Annotated in this window: 19 protein-coding genes; 13 read left to right on the forward strand and 6 right to left on the reverse strand. The window is 71.5% G+C overall.

Features of this window, described 5'->3' with window-relative positions:
* Positions 1–36: 36 nt before the first annotated feature.
* Positions 37–1,347, reverse strand: a complete 1,311-nt coding sequence (lysA, locus tag RH861_RS04225; protein WP_310519892.1) for a diaminopimelate decarboxylase — start codon at positions 1,345–1,347, stop codon at positions 37–39.
* A 93-nt stretch (positions 1,348–1,440) separates the two neighbouring features.
* Here lysA and RH861_RS04230 point away from each other — a divergent pair, with 93 nt between their 5' ends.
* Positions 1,441–3,054: a PucR family transcriptional regulator gene (locus tag RH861_RS04230; protein WP_310519893.1), complete on the forward strand. Its 1,614-nt coding sequence runs from the start codon at positions 1,441–1,443 to the stop codon at positions 3,052–3,054.
* A 65-nt stretch (positions 3,055–3,119) separates the two neighbouring features.
* Here the strand turns inward: RH861_RS04230 and RH861_RS04235 are convergent, their stop codons facing one another.
* Together RH861_RS04235 and RH861_RS04240 are read right to left on the reverse strand one after the other, a co-directional pair.
* Positions 3,120–4,163 carry a hypothetical protein gene (locus tag RH861_RS04235; RefSeq protein WP_310519894.1) on the reverse strand — a complete coding sequence of 348 codons (1,044 nt, stop codon included), beginning with the start codon at positions 4,161–4,163 and terminating at the stop codon, positions 3,120–3,122.
* Positions 4,160–4,957 (reverse strand): CPBP family intramembrane glutamic endopeptidase, encoded by a 798-nt coding sequence (locus RH861_RS04240; protein WP_310519895.1) that lies wholly within the window; start codon positions 4,955–4,957, stop codon positions 4,160–4,162. The genes RH861_RS04235 and RH861_RS04240 overlap by 4 nt, the downstream gene beginning before the upstream one ends.
* A 130-nt stretch (positions 4,958–5,087) precedes the next feature.
* Here RH861_RS04240 and RH861_RS04245 point away from each other — a divergent pair, with 130 nt between their 5' ends.
* From RH861_RS04245 to RH861_RS04270, 6 genes are all read left to right on the forward strand, one after another.
* Positions 5,088–6,410, forward strand: a complete 1,323-nt coding sequence (locus tag RH861_RS04245) for an ABC transporter substrate-binding protein (protein ID WP_310519896.1) — start codon at positions 5,088–5,090, stop codon at positions 6,408–6,410.
* A 160-nt stretch (positions 6,411–6,570) separates the two neighbouring features.
* Positions 6,571–7,431 carry a carbohydrate ABC transporter permease gene (locus tag RH861_RS04250; protein WP_310520281.1) on the forward strand — a complete coding sequence of 287 codons (861 nt, stop codon included), beginning with the start codon at positions 6,571–6,573 and terminating at the stop codon, positions 7,429–7,431.
* The gene (locus RH861_RS04255) at positions 7,428–8,264 is read left to right on the forward strand and encodes a carbohydrate ABC transporter permease (RefSeq protein ID WP_310519897.1); all 837 of its coding nucleotides are present in this window, start codon (positions 7,428–7,430) and stop codon (positions 8,262–8,264) included. The genes RH861_RS04250 and RH861_RS04255 overlap by 4 nt, the downstream gene beginning before the upstream one ends.
* Positions 8,265–8,287: 23 nt before the next feature.
* The gene (locus tag RH861_RS04260) at positions 8,288–9,667 is read left to right on the forward strand and encodes a NosD domain-containing protein (protein ID WP_310519898.1); all 1,380 of its coding nucleotides are present in this window, start codon (positions 8,288–8,290) and stop codon (positions 9,665–9,667) included.
* 10 nt (positions 9,668–9,677) lie between these two features.
* On the forward strand, positions 9,678–10,739 hold the full coding sequence (locus tag RH861_RS04265; RefSeq protein WP_310519899.1) for a LacI family DNA-binding transcriptional regulator: 1,062 nt from the start codon (positions 9,678–9,680) through the stop codon (positions 10,737–10,739).
* Positions 10,740–10,833: 94 nt separating this feature from the next.
* A complete protein-coding gene (locus tag RH861_RS04270) occupies positions 10,834–12,096 on the forward strand; it encodes a glycoside hydrolase family 32 protein (RefSeq protein WP_310519900.1) in 1,263 nt (420 codons plus the stop codon).
* A 1-nt stretch (position 12,097) separates the two neighbouring features.
* On the opposite strand, the gene RH861_RS04275 is transcribed toward RH861_RS04270, so the two are convergent.
* On the reverse strand, positions 12,098–13,834 hold the full coding sequence (locus RH861_RS04275) for an L-aspartate oxidase (RefSeq protein WP_310519901.1): 1,737 nt from the start codon (positions 13,832–13,834) through the stop codon (positions 12,098–12,100).
* Positions 13,835–13,911: 77 nt separating this feature from the next.
* Between RH861_RS04275 and RH861_RS04280 the strand changes: the two genes are divergently transcribed.
* A complete protein-coding gene (locus RH861_RS04280) occupies positions 13,912–14,841 on the forward strand; it encodes a LysR family transcriptional regulator (protein ID WP_310519902.1) in 930 nt (309 codons plus the stop codon).
* A gap of 52 nt (positions 14,842–14,893) precedes the next feature.
* On the opposite strand, the gene RH861_RS04285 is transcribed toward RH861_RS04280, so the two are convergent.
* Positions 14,894–15,436: a hypothetical protein gene (locus RH861_RS04285; RefSeq protein ID WP_310519903.1), complete on the reverse strand. Its 543-nt coding sequence runs from the start codon at positions 15,434–15,436 to the stop codon at positions 14,894–14,896.
* A gap of 189 nt (positions 15,437–15,625) precedes the next feature.
* On the opposite strand from RH861_RS04285, the gene RH861_RS04290 reads away from it, so the two are divergent.
* Both RH861_RS04290 and RH861_RS04295 read left to right on the forward strand, forming a co-directional pair.
* On the forward strand, positions 15,626–16,474 hold the full coding sequence (locus RH861_RS04290; protein ID WP_310519904.1) for an aldo/keto reductase: 849 nt from the start codon (positions 15,626–15,628) through the stop codon (positions 16,472–16,474).
* Positions 16,475–16,517: 43 nt separating this feature from the next.
* Entirely contained in the window at positions 16,518–16,994 is a 477-nt protein-coding gene (locus RH861_RS04295; RefSeq protein WP_310519905.1) for a DNA alkylation repair protein, read from the forward strand.
* Between the two features lie 33 nt (positions 16,995–17,027).
* Here the strand turns inward: RH861_RS04295 and RH861_RS04300 are convergent, their stop codons facing one another.
* A complete protein-coding gene (locus RH861_RS04300) occupies positions 17,028–18,017 on the reverse strand; it encodes an SDR family NAD(P)-dependent oxidoreductase (protein ID WP_310519906.1) in 990 nt (329 codons plus the stop codon).
* 52 nt (positions 18,018–18,069) lie between these two features.
* Between RH861_RS04300 and RH861_RS04305 the strand changes: the two genes are divergently transcribed.
* The 3 genes from RH861_RS04305 to RH861_RS04315 all read left to right on the forward strand — a co-directional run bounded on the left by RH861_RS04305 (position 18,070) and on the right by RH861_RS04315 (position 20,465).
* Positions 18,070–18,648, forward strand: coding sequence for a TetR/AcrR family transcriptional regulator (locus RH861_RS04305; protein WP_310519907.1), 579 nt, complete (start codon positions 18,070–18,072; stop codon positions 18,646–18,648).
* Positions 18,649–18,821: 173 nt separating this feature from the next.
* Positions 18,822–19,712 (forward strand): lytic transglycosylase domain-containing protein, encoded by an 891-nt coding sequence (locus tag RH861_RS04310; protein WP_310519908.1) that lies wholly within the window; start codon positions 18,822–18,824, stop codon positions 19,710–19,712.
* 9 nt (positions 19,713–19,721) lie between these two features.
* A complete protein-coding gene (locus tag RH861_RS04315; RefSeq protein ID WP_310519909.1) occupies positions 19,722–20,465 on the forward strand; it encodes a formylglycine-generating enzyme family protein in 744 nt (247 codons plus the stop codon).
* The last annotated feature ends 17 nt before the right edge of the window (positions 20,466–20,482 follow it).

Below are 20,482 nucleotides of genomic sequence, written 5' to 3' on the forward strand. Positions count from 1 at the left end.
CTTCGTCATCGGGTGCTGGGCTGAGGGGAGGTTGCGTCACACCAGTGCGCGGGCCATCGCCGGCGCATGGGTGGCGAGCAGGTCGTCGTACGTCTCGCGCCGCGTGACGAGGCGCGCGGCGCCATCCGCGACGAAGACGATCGCGGGCTTGAGCGCGCCGTTGTAGTTGTTCGACATCGTGTAGGCGTAGGCGCCGGTCGCGGCCATCACGACGAGGTCGCCGACCCGGGCCGGCGGCATCGGGGCGCCGTCGACGAGCAGGTCGCCCGACTCGCACTGGCGACCCACGAGTTGCACGGTCTCCGTCCACGGCTCGAGGAGCCGGTCGGCGAGCACCGCCTCGTAGCGCTGGTGCGTGAGGGCGATGTCCATCTGGTCGGCAAGGCCGCCGTCGACGGCCACGAAGGTGCGTCCGGTCCGCTTGACGGTCGTAGTCCGGTACAGGGTCACGCCCGCGCGCGCCACCATCGAGCGGCCGGGCTCGATGAGCAGCCGCGCGTCGGCGGGAAGGTTCGCTCGTGCCGCGGCCACGATGGCGTCGAGGTAGTCCTCGACGCTCGGGGCGTGCTCGTCGTAGGTGTACGAGACGCCGAGCCCGCCCCCGACGTCGTACGTGTCGAAGGTGCCGATGGTCGAGATCTTGGCGACCGCCTCGGCGAACTGCGCGGTGTCGAGGATCTGGGAGCCGATGTGCAGATGCACGCCTTCGAACCGCATGAGCGGGTGCGTGCGCATGCGACGGATGGCGCGCTCCGCCTGGTCCCACGGCAGGCCGAACTTCGAGTCCGCGCCCCCGGTCGCCTGCGAGGCGTGCGTCTTGGCATCGACGCCCGGGATGACGCGGAGCAACAGCTTCTGCGGGCGCTGGAGCAATCGCTCGAGGCGGTCCAGTTCGTCGTCGTTGTCGACGATGATCGTGTCGATCCCGGCGTCGAGCGCCATGCGCAGCTCGGCGTCGGTCTTCGCGTTGCCGTGGAAATGCAGACGCGACGGGTCGACGCCCGCTGCGAGCGCGAGCTGCAGCTCCCCGCCGCCGGCGATGTCCACCGACAGCCCTTCGTCCTGCGCGAGGCGGTACATGCCGACGGCGGGGAGCGACTTCGAGGCGAAGAGCACGTCCGAGTTCGGCCATCGCGCCCGCAGCCCGTCGACGAAGCGGCGGGCCTGCCGGCGCAGCCCGGATTCGTCGTAGACGTGGAGCGGCGTGCCGAACCGCTCGGCGAGCTCGGTGACGGCCACGCCGCCGATCTCGAGCACCCCGTCGGGCGTCGCGGTCGCCTCCTCGGGCAGGATGCGCCAGAGTTCGTCGAGACGCGTGCCCACGGGGGCCGGCCGGTTCGCGGTCATTCGTTCCTCCTCAGTGGCGTCTTCGCCATCGCGATGGCCAGCCTAGGAAGATCACGCCTCCACTGGGTTGGAGATGTGCGATAACTTCGGCATATGAGTGCAGCGCTTTCTCCAACGGAGGTGCCCGCGGCGATCCCCCGCACGACGTTGGCCCAACTGATCGACCAGCTCGGCCCGAGGACCATCGCCGCGATCGGCCCGGCCGACGCCTCCATGGCCGTCACGGGCACGGAGTTCCTGGACATCGCCGACGAGATCGCGGATGCCGCCGGCACCTTGCTGCTGGCGCCTTCCACCGCATCGCTGAGCACGGCCCGCCTCGCGGCCGTCGCCGCCGCCGCCGCGGACGCCGGCGCGGCGGGCCTGGCGCTCAAGTGCAGCCCCGATCGGGTCGGGGCGATCGCGGCGATCGCGGAGTCGACTGGATTGACGATGCTGCGGGTCGCCGACCGGATCAGTTGGCGCCTCCTCGACGCGCAGCTCACGCACCTGCTCGGCGAGTCCGACGCCACGCTCTCGACGCCCCAGGATCGCGGTGCCGAGCCGCTGTTCGCGGTGGCGAACGAGCTGGCGGAGCACTTCGGCGGGTCGGTCGCGATCGAGGACCTGAGCCGCAACATCCTCGCGTACTCCTCGGTGCCGGGACAGCTCATCGACGAGCTGCGAACCCACGGCATCCTTGCGCGGCGGGTGCCGGCCTCGCCGTACAACGACGACCAGTACCGCACCGTGCTGCGGTCGGATCACCCGATCAAGTACCCGCGGCTCGGCGACGAGGAGCCGCGCGTCGCGTACGCGATCCGGGCGGGCGCGGTCCCGCTCGGCACGATCTGGGCGATCGACGCGTCAGGCGACGGTCCCGTGACCGATGAGCAGGCCGAGCGGATGCGTCGCGCCAGCGCCCTCGCGGGGGCCCACCTGCTGGACGACCTCCGGGCGCACGCGACCAGCCAACGACCCCGGGAGGATCGCCTTCGCACGCTGCTGACCGGCATCGACCTGACCGGCACCGAGTTCGCGGAGCTCGGCATCCCCGAGGAGCCCGGTGCCGCGCTCCTCGCGTTCGACGTCCCGCACGCCAGCCCGACCGCGGTCGCGCAGCTCCGCTCGACGGTCATCCGCCACCTCGTGCTCCACCGACCCGACACCGTCGCCGTCGCCCACCGGGGACGCGTCTACGCGCTCTTCACAGCGGGAGACACCGATGAGGCCGTCCGAGCCGCCCAGCCGCTCATCCCGCTGCTGGACCGACTCGTCGGGGCGGGCACCCTCATCGCGGTGGCGGACCCAGTGCACCGCTCGGGCGCGGTCGCGGGCGCCCGTGAACTCGCAGACCGGTTGCTCGAGGCGGCGGCCGACGATCCCCAGTCGGGTGCCGGTCGGGTGGTGACCACCTCGAGCGTCCGCCCCCGGCTCGTCATCGAGCGGGTCGCGGAACTGTTCGCCGACGCGGACGAGCTGAGCGACCCGGCCCTCGAAGCGCTGTCGGCGGATCCGTCGACCCGCCGCGTCGCCGAGACGCTCCTCGTCTGGCTCGAGTGCTTCGGCAATGTCGCGCAGACCGCCGATCGATTGGGGGTGCACCAGAACACGGTGCGACACCGGTTGCGCCGAGCCGAGGAGGAGCGCGGCATCCGTCTGGATCGACCCGACCGGAGACTCGCGGCATGGCTGCAATTGCGCGCCACCGGGTTGGCGCCTGCCTGACCTCCCGTCGAGTATCGTCGCCGAGGTCGATCGGTCGGTTCACGTCTCATTGCGTGCCGTCCCGGTCACAGCCCCCAGTAGTACGCGGCCGCCGACCCGTTCGCATTGCTCGCGACGGCCTTGACGGTGACGAAGGTGTGGGGTCCGGGACCGACCGGGCACGGCACCGGGATACTGACCGAACCCGACGGCCCGAGGCCGGATGCCAGCAGGATGAACCCGCCCGTCGCCTGGTAGTCGCCATCGGTGTAGGCGTAGGAGATGGCGACGGTGTTGCCCTCGCGGGCCTGCCAGCCGAACCCGAGGGTGACGACCTGTCCGGTGGGGTTCTCGCCGCAGCTTCCGCGTGCGCCCGGCTCCATGCCGATGATGCCCGGACTCTCGGACGAACCCGCCCCGCTGCCGCCGTCGGGGGCGGCCTGACCGCCCCCGCCACCGCTGCCACCGCTTCGGGCCCGCGCTTCCGCCTCGCGCGCGGCAGCCTCCTTCGCGGCAGCCTCAGCCGCTGCCACGCCCGCCTTCTGCGCTGCGACGACGGCGTCCGAGGCATCCTTCACCAGGTGGAGTGCGGCCACCACGTCGTCGGCGGTCGCGAGATCGGCGATCGCTCGGGTGAGCGCATCCCTGGATCCGCCGGCGAGGGGGCTCGCATCGATGAGTGCGGCGGCTTGGCCCTCGGCGCTCGCGACGAGCGCGCGGAGGGCCTCGGTCACGTCGGCGAAGCTCGACGCGACCGCATCGTGATCCCCGCCCGCGATGGCGAACGCGAGTCGGATGCGCGCATCCTCGAGTGCCGCCGCGGCATCCGGATGCACTGTGGCCCCGAGTGAGCCCGTCAGTCCGGCGAGCTCCGCATTCAGCCCGGCTGCCTCGTCCTTCGCCTCGGCGAGTGCGTTCGCCTCCTCGGCGACCCGCTCCGCGGCCGCCTGCATGGCGGCGACCTCGAGCGCATGCTGCCGGTGATGCTCCTCGACGGCGACCGCGGCGACCGGGATCGACACGGCACCGACGACGACCACCAGGCCCCCGGCGATCGCGGCCATCCTGACCCGCTTGGGGAGCGCCGCGAACCGACCGACGAACTGCACGATCGCCTCCTTGGCGGTCATGCCACGAGCCCGTACGCCGTGGCGTTCGCGACGAGGTTGGATGCCGCGTGCACGACGATCGACGGTGCGGTGCGCCGGGTCGCCATGGCGAGGGCGCCGAGGACGATACCGGCGAACAGCGTCGCCGCGGTGAGGGCGACGCCGTTCACGCCCGCGAGGCTCTGGGGGAGGTGGAGCGCGGCGAACGTCGCGGCGGTGATCAGCACGGCGGCGTTCGTCGCCCGGAAGCTGCGGATCTGGTCGGGGTCCGGCCCGTCGAACCAGCGCTTCAGCGAAGGCTGCAGCATGCCGCGGAAGACGACCTCCTCGATGAACGGCGCCGCGATGACCGACAGGATGAGGCTCGGAACCCAGATCGCCGGTTCGGGCGTGACGAACACGTTCGAGTCGAGACCGCCCGGGTCGCCGAACATCAGCAGCGCGAGGTACACCACGACGGGCTGGATGAACCAGATGGCGGCGAATGCGGCGGGGATGCCGAGCAGGTCGATCCACCGGAAGCTCAGCCCGTAGTCGCGGATGAGGTCGCCGGTGCCCCATCTTCGCGACACGACCACGATCCAGGCCGTGACGAGCACGGGAAGGGCGAAGACGATCGCCAGCCACACCGGGTAGCTCACCCATTCGGCCGGGAGCAGCGACGGCCCGAGGATGCAGAGGGCGAAGATGCCGACCCCGACGAGGGCATGAAGAAGACCCCACCGGCGGGTCGACGGGGTCGCGGATGACGGGGCGGTGATGAGGTCTATGCCGCTGACTGTAGCGGACGGCGACGCAGCAAAACACTTTGGCACCGCCGACTTCTTGACGGGCCCGTCCGGCGTCGGCTACCGTCCTGCCAAGACGATTTGGCAAAACGTATTGGCAACTCGTCCCAAGAGGGTCTGCGTTCCTGTCACACATGAATCGAATGGAGTCGAAGTGATGAAGCTTCGCACAGCACGATCGGGGCGGCCCGGTCGCCGCACGCTCATCGCAGCGGCGTCGGTGAGCGCCGCCGCACTCGTCCTGAGCGGCTGCGGCGTGGGCGGCTCGGGGGAGGCCGCATCCGACACCGACGAATTGACCGTCGTCGTCGAGGGCGGCGGCAAGGCCGAACTGCAGCCGATCGCCGATCTCTACAAGGAGGAGACGGGCACCACGGTGACGCTCGTCGAGTTGCCCTACGCGGGCCTGTACGACCGCGTCTCGTCCGAGCTGCAGGCCGGCCAGCCGTCGTTCGACGTCGCCGCACTCGATGCCATCTGGCTCCCCGCGTTCGCGCCGGCGCTCGCCCCGCTCGACGACCTGTACACCGACGACGTCGAGTCCGACCTCTTCGGCGGCCTCGTGAGCGAGGCGAAGGTCGACGACAGCTTCGTCGGCATGCCGGTGTGGACGAACTCGGAGATCCTCTTCTACCGAACCGACCTGTTCGAGGACGCCCAGAACATGGCCGACTTCGAGGCGGAGTACGGCTACGCGCTCGCCGCGCCGACGACCTGGGAGGAGTACCGCGACGTCGCGGAGTTCTTCACCCGCGACACCGACGGCGACGGAACCGTCGACCTCTACGGCACCGACGTGAAGGGCGCCGTCGAGACGGAATGGCTCGCGACCGTCTCGCAGGCCGGCGAAGAGACCATGGTGCTGGATGCCGCAACCGGCGAGGTCACGATCGACAGCGCCGCGCACCAGGAGGCCCTCGACTTCTACGTCAGCCTGCTGCCCTTCGCCCCGGCCGGGGCGGCCCAGCTGGACTGGGCGGGATCGCAGAACCTCTTCTATCAGGGCAACCTCGCGATGATGCGCTTCTGGGGGCACGCCTACCGGCAGACCCCGGACGACTCCCCGGTGATGGACTCCATCGGCGTCGCTCCGATGATCGGCGGACCCGCCGGCGTCGCGGGCGTGCCGGGAGCCTGGTACCTGTCGGTCCCCGCCTCCGGGGCGAACCAGGATGCCGCGAAGGAGTTCGTCGCGTTCGCCTACGAGCACAACGCCCTCGCGGCCGACACATCGCTCGGGCTGGTCGCCCGGAAGAGCGCGTTCGAGAGCAAGGCGGGCGAGCCCGGTTTCGAGAACTACCCGGCGCTCGTGACCACCCTCGAGGCGCCGCAGTCGCTCCCGCGTCCCGCGACGCCCGAGTGGCAGGAGATCGTCGACTCGGTGCTCGTCCCGCTGATGCAGAAGGCCGTCGAACCGGACGCGGACACCGCGCGACTGCTCTCCGAGGCGAAGTCCCAGATCGAAGCGATCGTCGAGTAGACGGCCGACCCGGAAGGCAATCGTGGAGACACTCGCTCCCCAGGCCCGGGCGGAGGCGGCTCCGGCCGCCCCCGCCCCGGGCCCCGGCGGCCCGACCCGTCGTCCCGCTCGACCGCGCCGGCACCTCAGCAAGGACCGGGGGGACCGACGATTCGCGCTCCTGCTGCTGGCACCGGCCGCCCTGTTCCTGACGGCGTTCGTGCTGTGGCCGCTCGTGCGGTTCGTCTACGACAGCTTCTTCGAGATCTCGCCGTTCGCCGGCGCATCCCGCACGTTCGTCGGCTTCGCCAACTACGCGACCGCGTTCGCATCCGACGCGTTCCAGTCGGCATCGCTCCGGACCCTCGTCTACACGATCGTCGTGGTGACGGCCGAGTTCGTGCTCGGTCTCGCGGTCGCCCTGCTCTTCACGGCGCTGGGGCGTCGCTCGGCGCTCTTCCGCACGGCCTTCATGTACCCGCTGATGATCGCGCCGGTGGTCGCCGGCCTGCTGTGGCGGTTCCTCCTGATCGACAACTTCGGCATCGTCAACCAGCTGCTCTTCGAAGCCGGCATCATCTCCAGTCCCGGCCAGATCCAGTGGCTGAGCGACCCGAACATCGCGTTGTTCTCGGTGGCGATCCCGGACATCTGGCTCACGACCTCGTTCGTCACCCTGGTGCTCTTCGCGGGACTGCAGAACATCCCGGGGGACGTGATCGACGCCGCCCGCATCGACGGAGCCAGGTATCCGCGGATCCTGTTCAGCATCATCATCCCGCTGCTGCGACCGGTGATCGCCGTCGCGCTGATCGTCCGCGGCATCGACGCGGCGCGCGCCTTCGACATCATCCTCATCCAGACGGATGGCGGACCCCAGGGCAGCACGACCACCCTCAGCCTTCTCATCTACCGCACCATGACGCGGTTCGGCGATCCCGGACTCGCGAGCGCCATGGGGACGGTCTACCTCGTCGTGATGCTGGCCGTGGCGATCGCCGCGATCATGCTCATCTGGCGACCCGGGAGCAGCGCACGATGAATCCACTCGAAACCCGAGGCAAGAGCCGCATCCTCCTGTGGGTGCTGCTGGCCGTCGCCATCGTCATCTACGGCTTCCCGTTCCTGTACCTCCTGCTCACGTCGTTCAAGACGCCGCTCGACGCGATCTCGGTGCCGCCGTCGATCCTGCCCGAGACGTGGACCCTCGACAACTACGTCGCCGCACTCACGAGGGGCGGTGTGCCAGCGGCGCTGATCAACAGCGTCACCACGGCCGTCGTCTCGACCGTGCTGTCGCTGGTCCTCGCCGTACCCGCCGCCTACGCGATCACGCGCTTCCGCACGCCGAGCGGTCGGGTCTTCATCGTCGCCGCACTGGTCACGCGGATGGTGCCGACCATCGCCGTCGGCGCGCCGCTGATCGAGGTGATGCGCACCCTCGGGCTCACCGACACGTCGTTCGGACTCGCACTCGCGCACACCACCGTCTCGCTTCCGCTGTCGATCTGGCTGATGGCGAGCTTCTTCGAGGCGGTGCCCGATGAGCTCAGCGAAGCGGCCGAGGTCGACGGCTGCAGCCGCGTCCAGGCCATGGTCCGCGTCGTCCTGCCGGTCGTGTCCGGCGGCTTGGCGGTGACCGCGATCTTCGCGTTCCTCGCGTCGTGGAACGAGTTCCTCTTCGCCTTGCTGCTCACCTCGGTGCGTGCGCAGACCACCCCCGTGGTCATCGCCAACTTCCAGAGCCAGTTCGGGCTCGACTGGGGCGGCATGACGGCGCTCGCCGCCATCTACTCGCTGCCCGTCATCCTGTTGACCCTGTTCCTCCAGCGGCACATCGTCGCCGGCCTCACCCTCGGCGCAGTCAAGGGCTGAGCCTCCGATCCGAACGGACGACCATGTCGAGCACCACCACGTACGACGTCACCGCCTGGCCCGACGGAGACCCCTTCGACGACATCGGGGCGGTGATCAACAGCATCATCGCCGACGTGAAGCAGCGCCAAGCGGCGTCGACCACCGACGACGGAGGGAAGCCCGGGGCGGTCATCACCATTCCGCCCGGCGACTACCGCCTGCGCACGCAGGTCGTGATCGACCTCAGCTTCCTCAGGATCGAGGGGGCCGGACACGGATTCACCTCGTCGAGCATCCGCTTCAACGTCCCGCAGGAGGAGTGGCCCGAGCTGCACGAGCTGTGGCCGGGCGGCAGTCGCATCATCGTCGACCTCCCGGAACGCGATCTCCGCGAGGAGGCCGACGGGGCGGCGTTCCGCATCGCCCGCAGCGGCAGTCCCCGCATCAGCTCCGTCGAGCTCTCGGGGTTCTGCATCGACGGCCTGCACTTCACGGGCGAGGGCCCCGCCGGGAACCCCGAGAACTCGTACGTCAACGGCAAGACCGGCATCTACGTCGCCGACGCGAACGACTCCTTCCGCATCACCGGCATGGGGTTCGTCTACCTCGAGAACGCGATCACCGTGTACCACGCGGATGCCCTCTCCATCCACGACAACTTCATCGCCGAATGCGGCAGCTGCATCGAACTGCGCGGCTGGGGGCAGGCGTCGAAGATCACCGACAACCTGGTGGGGGCCGGCTTCACGGGCCGATCGATCTACGCCGAGCACCACGGGGGCCTGCTCATCACGGCGAACAACGTGTTCCCGCGTGGCGCGAGCAGCATCCACCTGCACGGCGTCACACGGTCCAGCGTCACGAACAACCGGCTGCACTCCTTCTATCCGGGCATGGTCATCCTCGCCGCGAACAGCTCGGAGAACCTCGTGGGATCGAACCACTTCCTGCGGGACCAGGAGCCGTGGACGCCGTTCCTGGACGCGGACAACGGCCTCGACGATCGCTACGGCCTCCTCACGATCAGCGGCGACGACAACTCCGTGATCGGCAACCACTTCTCGGAGATCGTCGAGGCGCACCGCATCCGGCCCGAGGGCGCGACGCCCGTGATCATCAAGGTGCTCGAGGGGAACGGCAATTACATCGCCGCCAACCACATCGTCGCGAAGGATGTCACCGTGGGCTCGAGCGACTCCTGCTTCGCCGCGCAGGTCGACGCGCTGCTGGCGACCGACGGCGACCTGCCCCTGGAGGTCACGACCGTCTCCGTCGAACCCAGCGCCGCCCGCACGACGATCCTCGACTCCGGCACCGAGGCGCAGGTGCAGGCGGACCGCACGGTCAACGCCGTCAGGGCCCTGCCGCCGCTTCCGGCGGCGTCGCCCGACGTGTCGGGCTCGAAGGTGGTACGAACGTGAGGGGTCGACGATGACAGGGAGCCGGGTGTCCGAGAAGACGAGCGGAATCAGGGATGTCGCCGCGTTGGCCGGCGTGTCGCCGACCACGGTGTCGCACGTCCTCAACCAGACGCCGCACACCCGGGTGAGCGAGGAGACCGCGGCGCGCGTCCGTGCTGCGGCCGAGGAGCTGGGATACCGGCCCAACCGTCTCGCGCGAGGCCTGCGGACCCAGGCATCCGACATGATCGGCCTGCTGACCGAGGAGATCGCGACGACCCCCCACGCCGGACGGATCATCCTCGGCGCCCAGGAGGAAGCCAGCCGCCGAAACCTCACCCTCGCCATCATCAACTCGGAACTGCACCCCGATCCCGAGATGGACGAGTCGCAGATCCAGGCGTTCCTCGACCGGCAGGCGGACGGGATCATCTACGCGACCGTCTACCACGACGTGATCGAGGCGCCCGAGAACCTCCTCATGCGTCCGGCCGCGCTGATCGGTGCGCGGGACACCGCCGGCTCGATCCCGGCCGTCCTGCCCGACGAGCGCGGGGGCGCGGCATCCGTCGTCGACATGCTCGTCGCACGGGGACACCGCCGGATCGGCTTCGCCGCGAGCGCCGACGACGTGCCGGCCACCCGCGGTCGCCTGCAGGGATACCTCGACGGGATGGCGCGGGCGGGGCTGTCGACCGACGGCCTGATCGTCGAGGGGGGATCGGACGCGCGCGGCGGCTACCGCGCGACGCTCGCGCTGCTCGAGCGCGAGCCCACGGCGGTGTTCTGCTACAACGACCGCATGGCGATGGGCGCCTACCGCGCGGCCGCCGATCGAGGACTGCAGATCCCGAGCGACCTCTCGGTGGTCGGCTTCGACGACCAGGCGCCGCTGCCGGAGAGCCTGTTCCCGGCACTGACGACGGTCGCACTCCCGCACTACGAGATGGGTGCGTGGGCGGTGGCGGCGCTCGCCGACCTGATCCAGGGAACCCGCGACGGCCAACCCCGCGCCGCCGATCCCGAGGTGCTCGAGTGCCCGCTCATCGAGCGGGACTCCGTCGCGCCGCCGCGCCGCCGAGCCGCGGCCTGAGTACTCGGAGGGGTTCGGGCGGTCCAGCAGACCCTCGCCCGAACCCCTTCGTTCATCCGTCCCGTCCAGCCTTTCGCCCACCGTGAGGACCCACATGCGACCCAGCCTGCATTTCACCGCCCGACGCGGATGGATCAACGACCCCCACGGCATCACCTGCCGTGACGGTCGGTACCACGTCTTCTTCCAGTACGTGCCCGACCGCACCTCGTGGGCGCCGAACTGTCACTGGGGGCACGCGACCGGTCCGGATCTGCTGTCGTTGACGGAGGGACCGGTCGCCATCGCACCCGGTGACGGTGACGACGGCATCTGGACGGGGTGCCTCGTCGAGGACGGCGACGACACCGTGATCTTCTACACGGCCACGTCCGTTCCGGACTTCGGCATCGGTCGCATCCGTGCCGCCTTCCCGTCGGACCCGGAATGGCGGGACTGGCGCAAGGGCGACGTCGTCGTGGAGGCGCCCGCCGGGCTGGACCTCATCGCGTTCCGCGACCCGTTCGTCCGCCGCGAGGGATCCGGCTGGCGCATGTTCGTCGGTGCCGCCCGTCGCGACGGCACCGCGATGGCCCTGTCCTGGACGTCGCCCGACCTGCGGACGTGGTCGTACGACGGCGTGGTGCTGTCACGCTCCTCGGCCGAGCGGGAGCCGGTCTGGATGGGCGCGTTGTGGGAGTGCCCGCAGTTCGTCGAGGTCGACGGGGTCGAGGCGATGGTCTCCTCGGTGTGGGACGCCGACACGCTGCACTACGCCGGCTACGCGACGGGCACGTACCGGAACGGCCGGTTCGACGCGGTCGGATGGGGGCGCCTGACCTACGGTGACGGGTACTATGCGCCATCCCTCTTCTTCGACGCGGAGGGCCGCCCGTGCCTGACGTTCTGGATCCGAGGCATCGCCGACGAGGAGGCCGGTTGGGTCGGCGCGCACAGCGTGCCCTTCCGGCTCTCGGCAGCCGGGGGAACGCTCGCGGCGGAACCGCACCCCGACGTCGCGCGGCACCGCGGCGATCGTGCCGTCGACGGACGCATCGCCGGCCGGGCGGCCGACATCGAGTGGACCGGGCCGACCGGCGAACTCACCGTGGCGAGCGGCGGGGAACGCCTCGTCCGGATCACCCGGAACCGGGATGCCGCGGTGGTGACGATCGGTTCCGAGGAGTGGACGGTGCCCGCCGCGGACGGACTGCGCCTCATCCTCGACGGGCCGGTGCTCGAGCTCGCTTCACCGGCCGCGCTCTTCAGCGCGGCACTCAGCCCGGCCGGTGACGACCTGCACGTGCGGGCATCGGCGGGCGCCCTCGAGGTCTTCCCGCTGACGGGCGACGCTCGGGTTCCCGGCGCCGCCGGCTGACCTACTCGAGCAGCTTGCCCGCGACCGACACCTCTCGGTCCATGAGCGCCGCGATCTCCGCCGGGATCGACGGGATCTCCTCGCGGGTCACGCCGGTCGTGGGCGACCAGACGAGGTTGACCTGCAGCGCGGCATCCGTCTCGGGGAAGTCGGAGCGGTTGTGGCATCCGCGGGTCTCGCGTCGTTCGAGCGCGGCCTCGAGGGTCGCGCGAGCGGCGAGCGCGGCCGACTTGAGGTCGAACGCGTGGGCGAGGTCCTGGTAGCCGGCGAGGTCGGGGTGCACGCCGATGTTCCGCGTGCGCTCCTCGATCGCGTCGAGCTCAGCAAGGCCGTTGAGCAGGCCCTGCTCGTCGCGCACGACGCCGGCGTGCTCGGTCATGGTGTTCCGGATGGCGCGCTGCAGGGCGCGCACGTTCTCCGCGCCATCCGCTGCGAGCAGGTCGTCGATCTCGGCGCGGGCCGCGGCGACCGCAGTCGGCGAGCGGCGCTGCGCGGCGAGCCCGCGCGAATACTCGGCCGCGGCCTGGCCCACGGTGCGGCCGAACACGAGCAGCTCGATGAGCGAGTTGCCGCCGAGGCGGTTCGCGCCGTGCAGGCCAGAGGAGGCCTCGCCGATCGCATACAGCCCCGGCACGTCGGTGCCGTGGTCGTCGGGGCGCACCCACACGCCGCCCATCGAGTAGTGCGCGGTGGGCGCGATCTCGATCGGCTCTTTCGTGATGTCGCGCATCTGCAGCTCGAGCATCGTCTGGTACACGCGGGGGAGGCGCTGCATGATCGTCTCGCGCGGCAGGTGCGAGACATCCAGCCAGACACCGCCATTGGGGGTGCCGCGACCCTCCTTGATCTCGGTGTAGGCCGCGAGGGCGACGCGGTCGCGCGTCGAGAGCTCCATGCGCTCGGGGTCGTACTTCGACATGAAGCGCTCGCCGCGTCCGTTGGTGAGGATGCCGCCCTCGCCGCGCGCCGCCTCGCTGATGAGCGTGCCGGCCGCGTTCTCGGGCTCGAGGATGCCCGACGGGTGGAACTGCACCAGCTCGGGGTCGCGCACCCGGCCGCCCGCCTCGACGGCGAGGCGCCACGAGTCGCCCGTGTTCTCGTCGCGGCGCGACGACGTGCGACGCCAGATGCGGTTGTGGCCGCCGGCGGCGAGGATGACCGCGTCGGCGTGGATGAGGTAGCGCGTGCCGTCTTCGAGGTCGAAGCCGTAGGCGCCGAATACCGCGCCGTCGTCGTTGACGAGGATTCGGGTCACGTAGACGGTGTCGAGGATCGGCACCCCGAGCTGGGCGGCCCGGTTGACGAGCGTGCGCTGGATCTCGAGCCCCGTGTAGTCTCCCGCGAACGCCGTGCGGCGGTACGTGTGCGCGCCGAAGAAGCGCTGCGAGATGCGACCGTCCTGCTCCCGGGCGAACGGCATGCCGAAGCGCTCGAGGTCCTGGATGCCGCGGGCTGCGCCCTTCGTCACGATCTCGACGGTGTGCGGGTTCGCGAGGAGGTAGCTCTCCTTCAGCGTGTCGGCCGCGTGCTGCTGCCAGCTGTCGTCGGGGTCCATGGTCGCGAGGGCGGCGTTGATGCCGCCGGCCGCGAGGGCGGTGTGCGCGTCGGACTTCGCGCGCTTGCCGAGGGTGAGCACGTCGACGCCCGCCTCGGCGAGCTCGATCGCGGCGCGCAGGCCGGAGCCGCCCGTGCCGATCACGAGGACGGTCGTGGAGATCTGGCGCTCTGCAGTACTCATGTGATCCACGGTAGGTAGGCGCCGCGGATGCGTCCAATGCATCTTTTGTGTCGCCGCGATGCGCGTACGCTATCGACATGAACCTCGAGCAGCTCCGATCCTTCGTCGAGGTCGCGCGGTTCGGCAACTTCACGCGTGCCGCCGAGGAGCTCTACCTCTCGCAACCGTCGCTCAGCCGCCAGATCGCCGCCCTCGAGCAGAGCCTCGGCGCGGAGCTGTTCCACCGCGCCCGTGGCGGCTCGACGCTGACGGCGGCGGGGGAGTCGCTGCTGCCGCTCGCGCGACGCATGCTCGCCGACGCCGAGTCGGTACGTCGCGAACTCGCCGAGCTGGCCGGCCTCGAACGCGGCCGCGTGCGGCTCGGCGCGACGCCGACCCTCTGCATCAGCCTCGTCGCCGAGGTGCTCAGCGCGTTCCACGCCGAGCATCCGGGCATCGAGCTGCACCTGTCCGAGCAGGGGTCGCGGGGGCTGCTCGACGAGCTCGGCAGCGGCGAACTCGACCTCGCGCTCATCGTCACCTCGGATGCCACCACCGCCGAACGCTTCACCGTGACGCCGCTGCTCGTCGAAGAGCTCGTCGTCGTGTCATCCGCCGCCGCCGCGCCCGTGACGGACGGCCCCAGCATCTCGCTCGCCCAGGTCGCGCGCCTGCCGCAGATCGTCTTCAGCTCGACCTACGACCTGCGGTCGACGACGGATGCCGCATTCCGCGCCGCCGGGCTCACCCCCGAGGTCGTGCTCGAGGGCGCGGAGATGGACGCCGTGCTGCGTTTCGCCGAGCGCGGCCTCGGGGTCGCGATCGTGCCCGCGATGGTGCTCATCGACCGGCCCGGGCTGCGTGCCGTGCGACTCGAGGCGCCGACGCTCGAGCGCACGATCAGCCTGGCCAGACCGGCGGATGTCGCGCCCACCGCCGCGGTCGACGTCATGCAGCGCACCATCGCCGAAACGGCCACGGCGTTCGCCGGGCGGGCCGGGGAGACGATGCGCGTCGCCGGCGGCTGAGAAAGCGCCGCCGCCGCGCGCGAGCGCGCCGAACGGTGGAGCTTCCAGGTGCTCAGGAGGACGACGCCTCCGCCTGCTCGAGCTCGTCGTCGGACAGCATCCGCTGGTCGGGATCCGGCGTGCCGTCCTTCGGCTCGAAGCGCAGTCGCTCCATGTACGGCGTCGGCTGGTTGCGGCGCGCGTCGAGGAACTCCTTGGCGTAGTAGGCGCGGGCCGCGTCGACGTCACGCTGCCCGTCGACGATGTCGTGCGCGAGGTTCAGCGCGAGTCGGTTCGCCTCCTCGTCATGGCAGGTCGCCGACAGCTCGCCGACCGTGCGCCGCGCGACGACGCTGCCGTCGAAGCGGGCGAGGTCGCTGAACTTCGACGGCGGCACCGGGTAGTCGATGATCGACTCGACGGAGTCGAAGTGGGGCGCCGGGAACTGGTGCTCCCAGAACGCACGCGTGGCCACCACCCGCTTCCATTCCCCCACGTCGAACCAGGTGAGCTGCGACGGCGTGACCTCGTGCGGCTCGCCGTACGTGTCGACCACGAGCTGCGCCGCCTCTCGCGACTCCTCGGGCCAATCGGACAGGACCTCTGAACTGTTCATCCCGCGATGCTCGCCGCCGGTGGGCCGAGCGTCGATGGCCTTGCAGGTCGCTGCGCGTGGTGCTACCGGGCGGTCCGCTCGGCGGCACCGCACGGCCGCGACGCTGGTCGCGGCGTCCGGCGCCCCCTACTCTCAGACCATGACGACATCGCGTCCGTCGCCGGCGGTCGGCGTCGAGGGGGTCAGTCGATGAGCTTCACGCTGTCGGGCCGCGGCGTCGTGCTGGGCGTGGCCTCCCTCGTGCTGAAGGAGGGGGCGACGATCGAGGGTGCCCTGGAGGTCGTGCGCGCCGCGGTCGATGCCGGCGTGGTCGCGATCGACACCGCGCGGGCGTACGCGACGGTCGACGACGACGCCGCGGGCGAGCGGATCGCCCAGGTCGCGCGCGAGCGGTCGCCGAGCCTTCCGATCATCACCAAGGCCGGTCACTTCCGGCTGGGGCGGGCCGCCTGGGACTCCGACGGCAGCGCCGAACGCGTGCGCGCCGACGCCCTGCGCAGTCGCGAGGTGCTGGGGGCGCCGCCCTCGCTCCTGCTGCTGCATCGCGCCGACCGCGTGGAGGACCTCGAGGCGTCCGTCCGTGAGCTCGCAGCCCTGCGCGAGGAGGGGGTCGTCGAGGCGATCGGCCTGTCGAACGCGTCGATCGAGCAGCTCGACCGCGCCCGCTCGATCACGACCCTCGACGCCGTCGAGAACCGCTTCGCACTCGGGATCGATCGCGCGACCGAGTACCGCTACTGCGTCGACGCCGGCATCCCGTTCCTCGCGTACGCGCCGTTCGGCGGCCCCCGTGCAGATCCGCTCGCGACGCACGTGCCCCGCGTCGCCGCGATCGCCCGGAACCTGGGTGTATCGGTGCACCGATCCGCGCTCGCCGCGATGCTCGACGCCATGCCGGGCGCGTGGCCCGTCATCGGCTCGACGCGCGTCGAGTCGGTGCTCGACTCCATCGCCGCGGCCGAGCTCGCGGTCGACGACGAACTGCGCCGAGCGTTCGCCGACGACCTGCGATCGCGGGACGTCGGGCTCGGAGCGTAGGCCGCGGCATCCGCTCGCCATCACGATGCCGCAGGATCGACGCATGCCCACACCGGCCGCCGAGTTCATCGATCGCACGCTGGAGGCCGAAGGCTCGGACGAGCGCGCCGAGGAGGCGGCGCGGCGCATCGGCGCCGGCCTGCCGTTCACCGGCGCCTCGGTCGGCGCGGTGCGGGGTACGGTGCGCGACGCGCTGCGGCGGCATCGGGGGATGACGCATGACGAGGTCACCGCGCTCGCCTCGGAGCTCTGGTCGGAGCCGGTCTACGAACGCCGGCTCGCCGCCGTCGTGCTGCTGCAGTCGAACGTCGGCCTGCTCCGCGCGGGCGACCTGACCCGGCTCGAGGGCTTCCTCCGCGATGCGCGCGTCGACCAGCTCGTCGACCCGCTCGCTCGTGACGTCGTGCGTGCCTTGGTCGAACGGATGTCGGGCGTCGACGCCGACCGCGCGCGGCGGATCATCGACCGATGGGCCGAAGCGGAGGATCCGCAGCTGCGGCGGGCGGCCGCGATGCAGTGACCGCGCGGAGCGGTGCGCCCGCCCCGACGGCGATCACCTCGCCAACTCGTCGCCCGCCCACGCCGGCACGAACGGCGCCGTCGCCTGCTCGAGCCATGACCACAGCTCGTCCTGGCGCGACCCGATGCGCGTGCTCGGCGCCGCCTGCGTGACGCGGCCGATCTCCACGTACCCGCCGTGCAGGTCGCGGTGCGCGTCGCCGAGCGCGAGCTCGACCGCGTGCCGGGCGGTGATGTTCGGCGTCGTCGCTCCGGGCAGCAGGCTCATGGCGGGCATGAGCCGCCGCCACACCCAGTACATGTAGCCGGGCATGTCGCGGCCGAGTCCCGTGCCGGCGACGAGCCCGGGGTCGTAGGTGTTGAGTCGCCGGCCGTCGGCGGCCAGCTGCGCGGCCCACGGGTTCGAGAGCGTCACGAGGGCGAGCTTGCTCGACGCGTACGCGATGCCGCCCTGTTCGCGCTCGTCGGCGAACCGCTCCTCGCCGGTCGCGGGCGGCGCGGCGGTGGCGAGGTCGGCGGGCGCCTGCCAGACGGGGTCGGGGACGAGGTTGAACGAGGCGCGCTTGCCGCGATGCGTCGACGACCCCAGCAGCACGACGTGGCCGTCGGGCGCGAGCAGCGGGCGGATGCCGCGGAGCAGCAGGTGCTGCGCGATGACGTTCACCGTGAACGTCAGCTCCCACCCCTGCGCGCCGCGGCGGCGCCGGTCGGTGAACTGCGTGCCGGCGTTGAGGACCGCCGCGTCGATCGAGCCGACCTGTCCGTCCGCCTGGAGGGCGCGCACGTCCTCGAGCGCGGCCGCGACGGAGTCGAGGTCGGCGAGGTCCGTATGCACGGTGTGGGCGGTGAGGCCGGCGTCGCGGGCGACGGCGGTCGCGGCATTCGTTCGCACCGCGTCGCGGCCGAGCAGGACGAGCCGAGGGCGGGACGGATGACGCACGAGGTGGCGCAGCATGCCGGCGCCGATGCCGCTCGTCGGGCCGGTGAGCAACACGGTCGGGGAAGTGATGTCAGTTTGTGTCATGACTTCCACGATACGCTGATGTCACAATGTGACACAAGAGTAGGATCGCTGCATGCCCCGCTGGCCCGAGAACACCAGAGCGCGACTCGTCGACGCCGCGTTCGGCATGTTCGTCGAGCAGGGCTACGCGGGCACGACCGTCGAGCAGATCGCGACGCGTGCCCGGGCGACCTCGCGCACCTTCTTCCGCCACTTCCGCGACAAGGACGAGGTGCTCTTCGCCGACGACGACGAGCTGCTGCCCCACCTCGTCGAGTCGATCGCAGGCAGCACCGCCGCCGACTCCGGCGGGATGATGCGCGCCGCCCTGGGCGCCCTCGCCGACCGCATGGAGCCCGGCCGCCCGCGGCTGCGGCAGCGGCAGCGCATCATCGAGCAGGATGTCGGCCTGACCGGGCGGGAGCTCGCGAAGCAGGCACGCTGGCAGCACGCCGTCGTCGACGCGCTGCTCGAGCGCGGATTCGATCGCGACGACGCCGAGATCCTCGCCGCGATCGGCTTCGCGCTCTTCACGGGCGCGCTGCACGAGTGGCTCGAGGGTCAGGACGACGACGGCCGCTCGCTCCGCGACCACGTCGAACGCCGCTTCCCGAAGATCGCCGACGCCATGAACCGGCCCGTCCCGAGCTGAGGTCGGGTCCGTCCCGCGCGGCGCCGGCCACCCCCGCGTCCAGCGGGCGACCCGGTGCGCCGCCCGCCGAGCGGGGGTAGCCTGAAACATCGGGGTGCCCCCGCATCCCGTCGAGGATCGGCGCGACCGATGCCGACCCTCGGAACCCGTGCCGAACCGGGAGCGACCGAGCGATGTCCTGGGATGACGATTCCTTCGCCGGTTTCGGCGAGCGCCATCCCGGCCCCCGCGCGACCAGATGGCAGATCGCGGGCCGGGCCGCCGGCTACGTCGGGCTCGTCGTCGGCGTGATCGCGCTGCTCGTCGCCGCGGTCATGCTCCCCGGCGTGCTCGGGCTCGGCAGCAACCCGGCCGGCTCCGTGTCGACGCAGGCGCACGTGCCCCGCGTCGCACTGCCGCCCATGGCCGCGACGGCCGAGCCGGAGGACGCCGCGGAGGCGGACGCGCCGTCGGAGGGCACCGTCGACGGCCTCACCGGCCCGCCCGCCGTATCGGGTTCGGAGACCGGGCCCATCGACCGGGACTGGACGGCGCGCACCGCGGAGGCCACGGGCATTCCGCAGCGCGCCCTCGCCGCCTACGCGCAGGCCCACGGCGTGGTCGCGCGTGAGGACGCGGAGTGCGGCGTGGACTGGGCGACGATCGCGGCGATCGGCGCGATCGAGTCGAACCACGGCCGCCATGGCGGGGCGAGCCTCGACGACCGCGGCCGGGCGCTGCCCGAGATCATCGGGCGGGCGCTCGACGGCAACGGCGTCGCCACGATCACCGACACCGACGGCGGACGACTCGACGGCGACACCACCTGGGACCGGGCGGTCGGGCCGATGCAGTTCATCCCGTCGACCTGGGCCCGGTGGGCGAGCGACGCCGACGGCGACGGGGTCGCCGACCCGCACCAGATCGACGACGCGGCCGAGACCACCGCGCGGTACCTGTGCGCATCCGGGTCGATGCGGAGCCTCGAGGGCTGGCGTGCAGCGATCTTCTCCTACAACCGCGACGGCGACTACGTCGACGCCGTCGCCCGCGTGGCGAACGAGTACGCGGCCGCGGTCGGCTAGGCCCGCCCGGTGTCCGACATCGAGCTGGCCCGCATCGCCGGCGGCACCGTCGCCCTCCACGACGCACGCCGCAAGGTGCGCTGGAGCGTCGACCTCGAGCCGTTCGAGATCGGCGTCTACCCGGTGACGCAGGAGCAGCTCGCGGAGATGATCGGCGAGACGGCCTCGCACCCGCGGCGACCGGCGACCGGGGTGAGCTGGCTGCGCGCCATCCGCTTCTGCAACGCCGCATCGCAGTGGGAGGGCCTCGACCCGGCGTACACGTTCGACGGCGAGGAGGTCGCCTGGCACGTCGAGGCCGACGGGTACCGGCTGCCGACGGAGGCGGAGTGGGAGTTCGCGTGCCGCGCGGGCTCGACCGGTCCGGACTACGGCCCGCTGACGGAGATCGCGTGGACGAGCGCCGACGGCGTGAGCGCGCCGCAGGAGGTCGGCGGCAAGCTGCCGAACCTCAACGGCCTCTTCGACACGCTCGGCAACGTGTGGGAGTGGTGCTGGGACCTGCTCGATCCGGCCAGGTACGACGACTACCGGGTGTTCCGCGGCGGCGGGTTCGCCGACGACGCGTGGAGCGTGCGCGCCTCGACGCGGCGCGGCGGCGCACCGCGCATGCACCACGAGGACGTCGGCTTCCGGGTGGCTCGCGGCGGCTTCGAGACGACGGATGCCGCGCAGGGCTGGTCCGCGCAGGCGGACCTCGAGCGAGCCGCCGTGGACGGCCCGCTGCCGTTCGGCTGGACGCCGCGGCGCTGAGCCGGGCCAGGCGGCCC

Origin of the sequence: Agromyces indicus, assembly GCF_031432295.1 — a bacterium.
In the GTDB taxonomy this organism is placed as follows: domain Bacteria; phylum Actinomycetota; class Actinomycetes; order Actinomycetales; family Microbacteriaceae; genus Agromyces; species Agromyces indicus.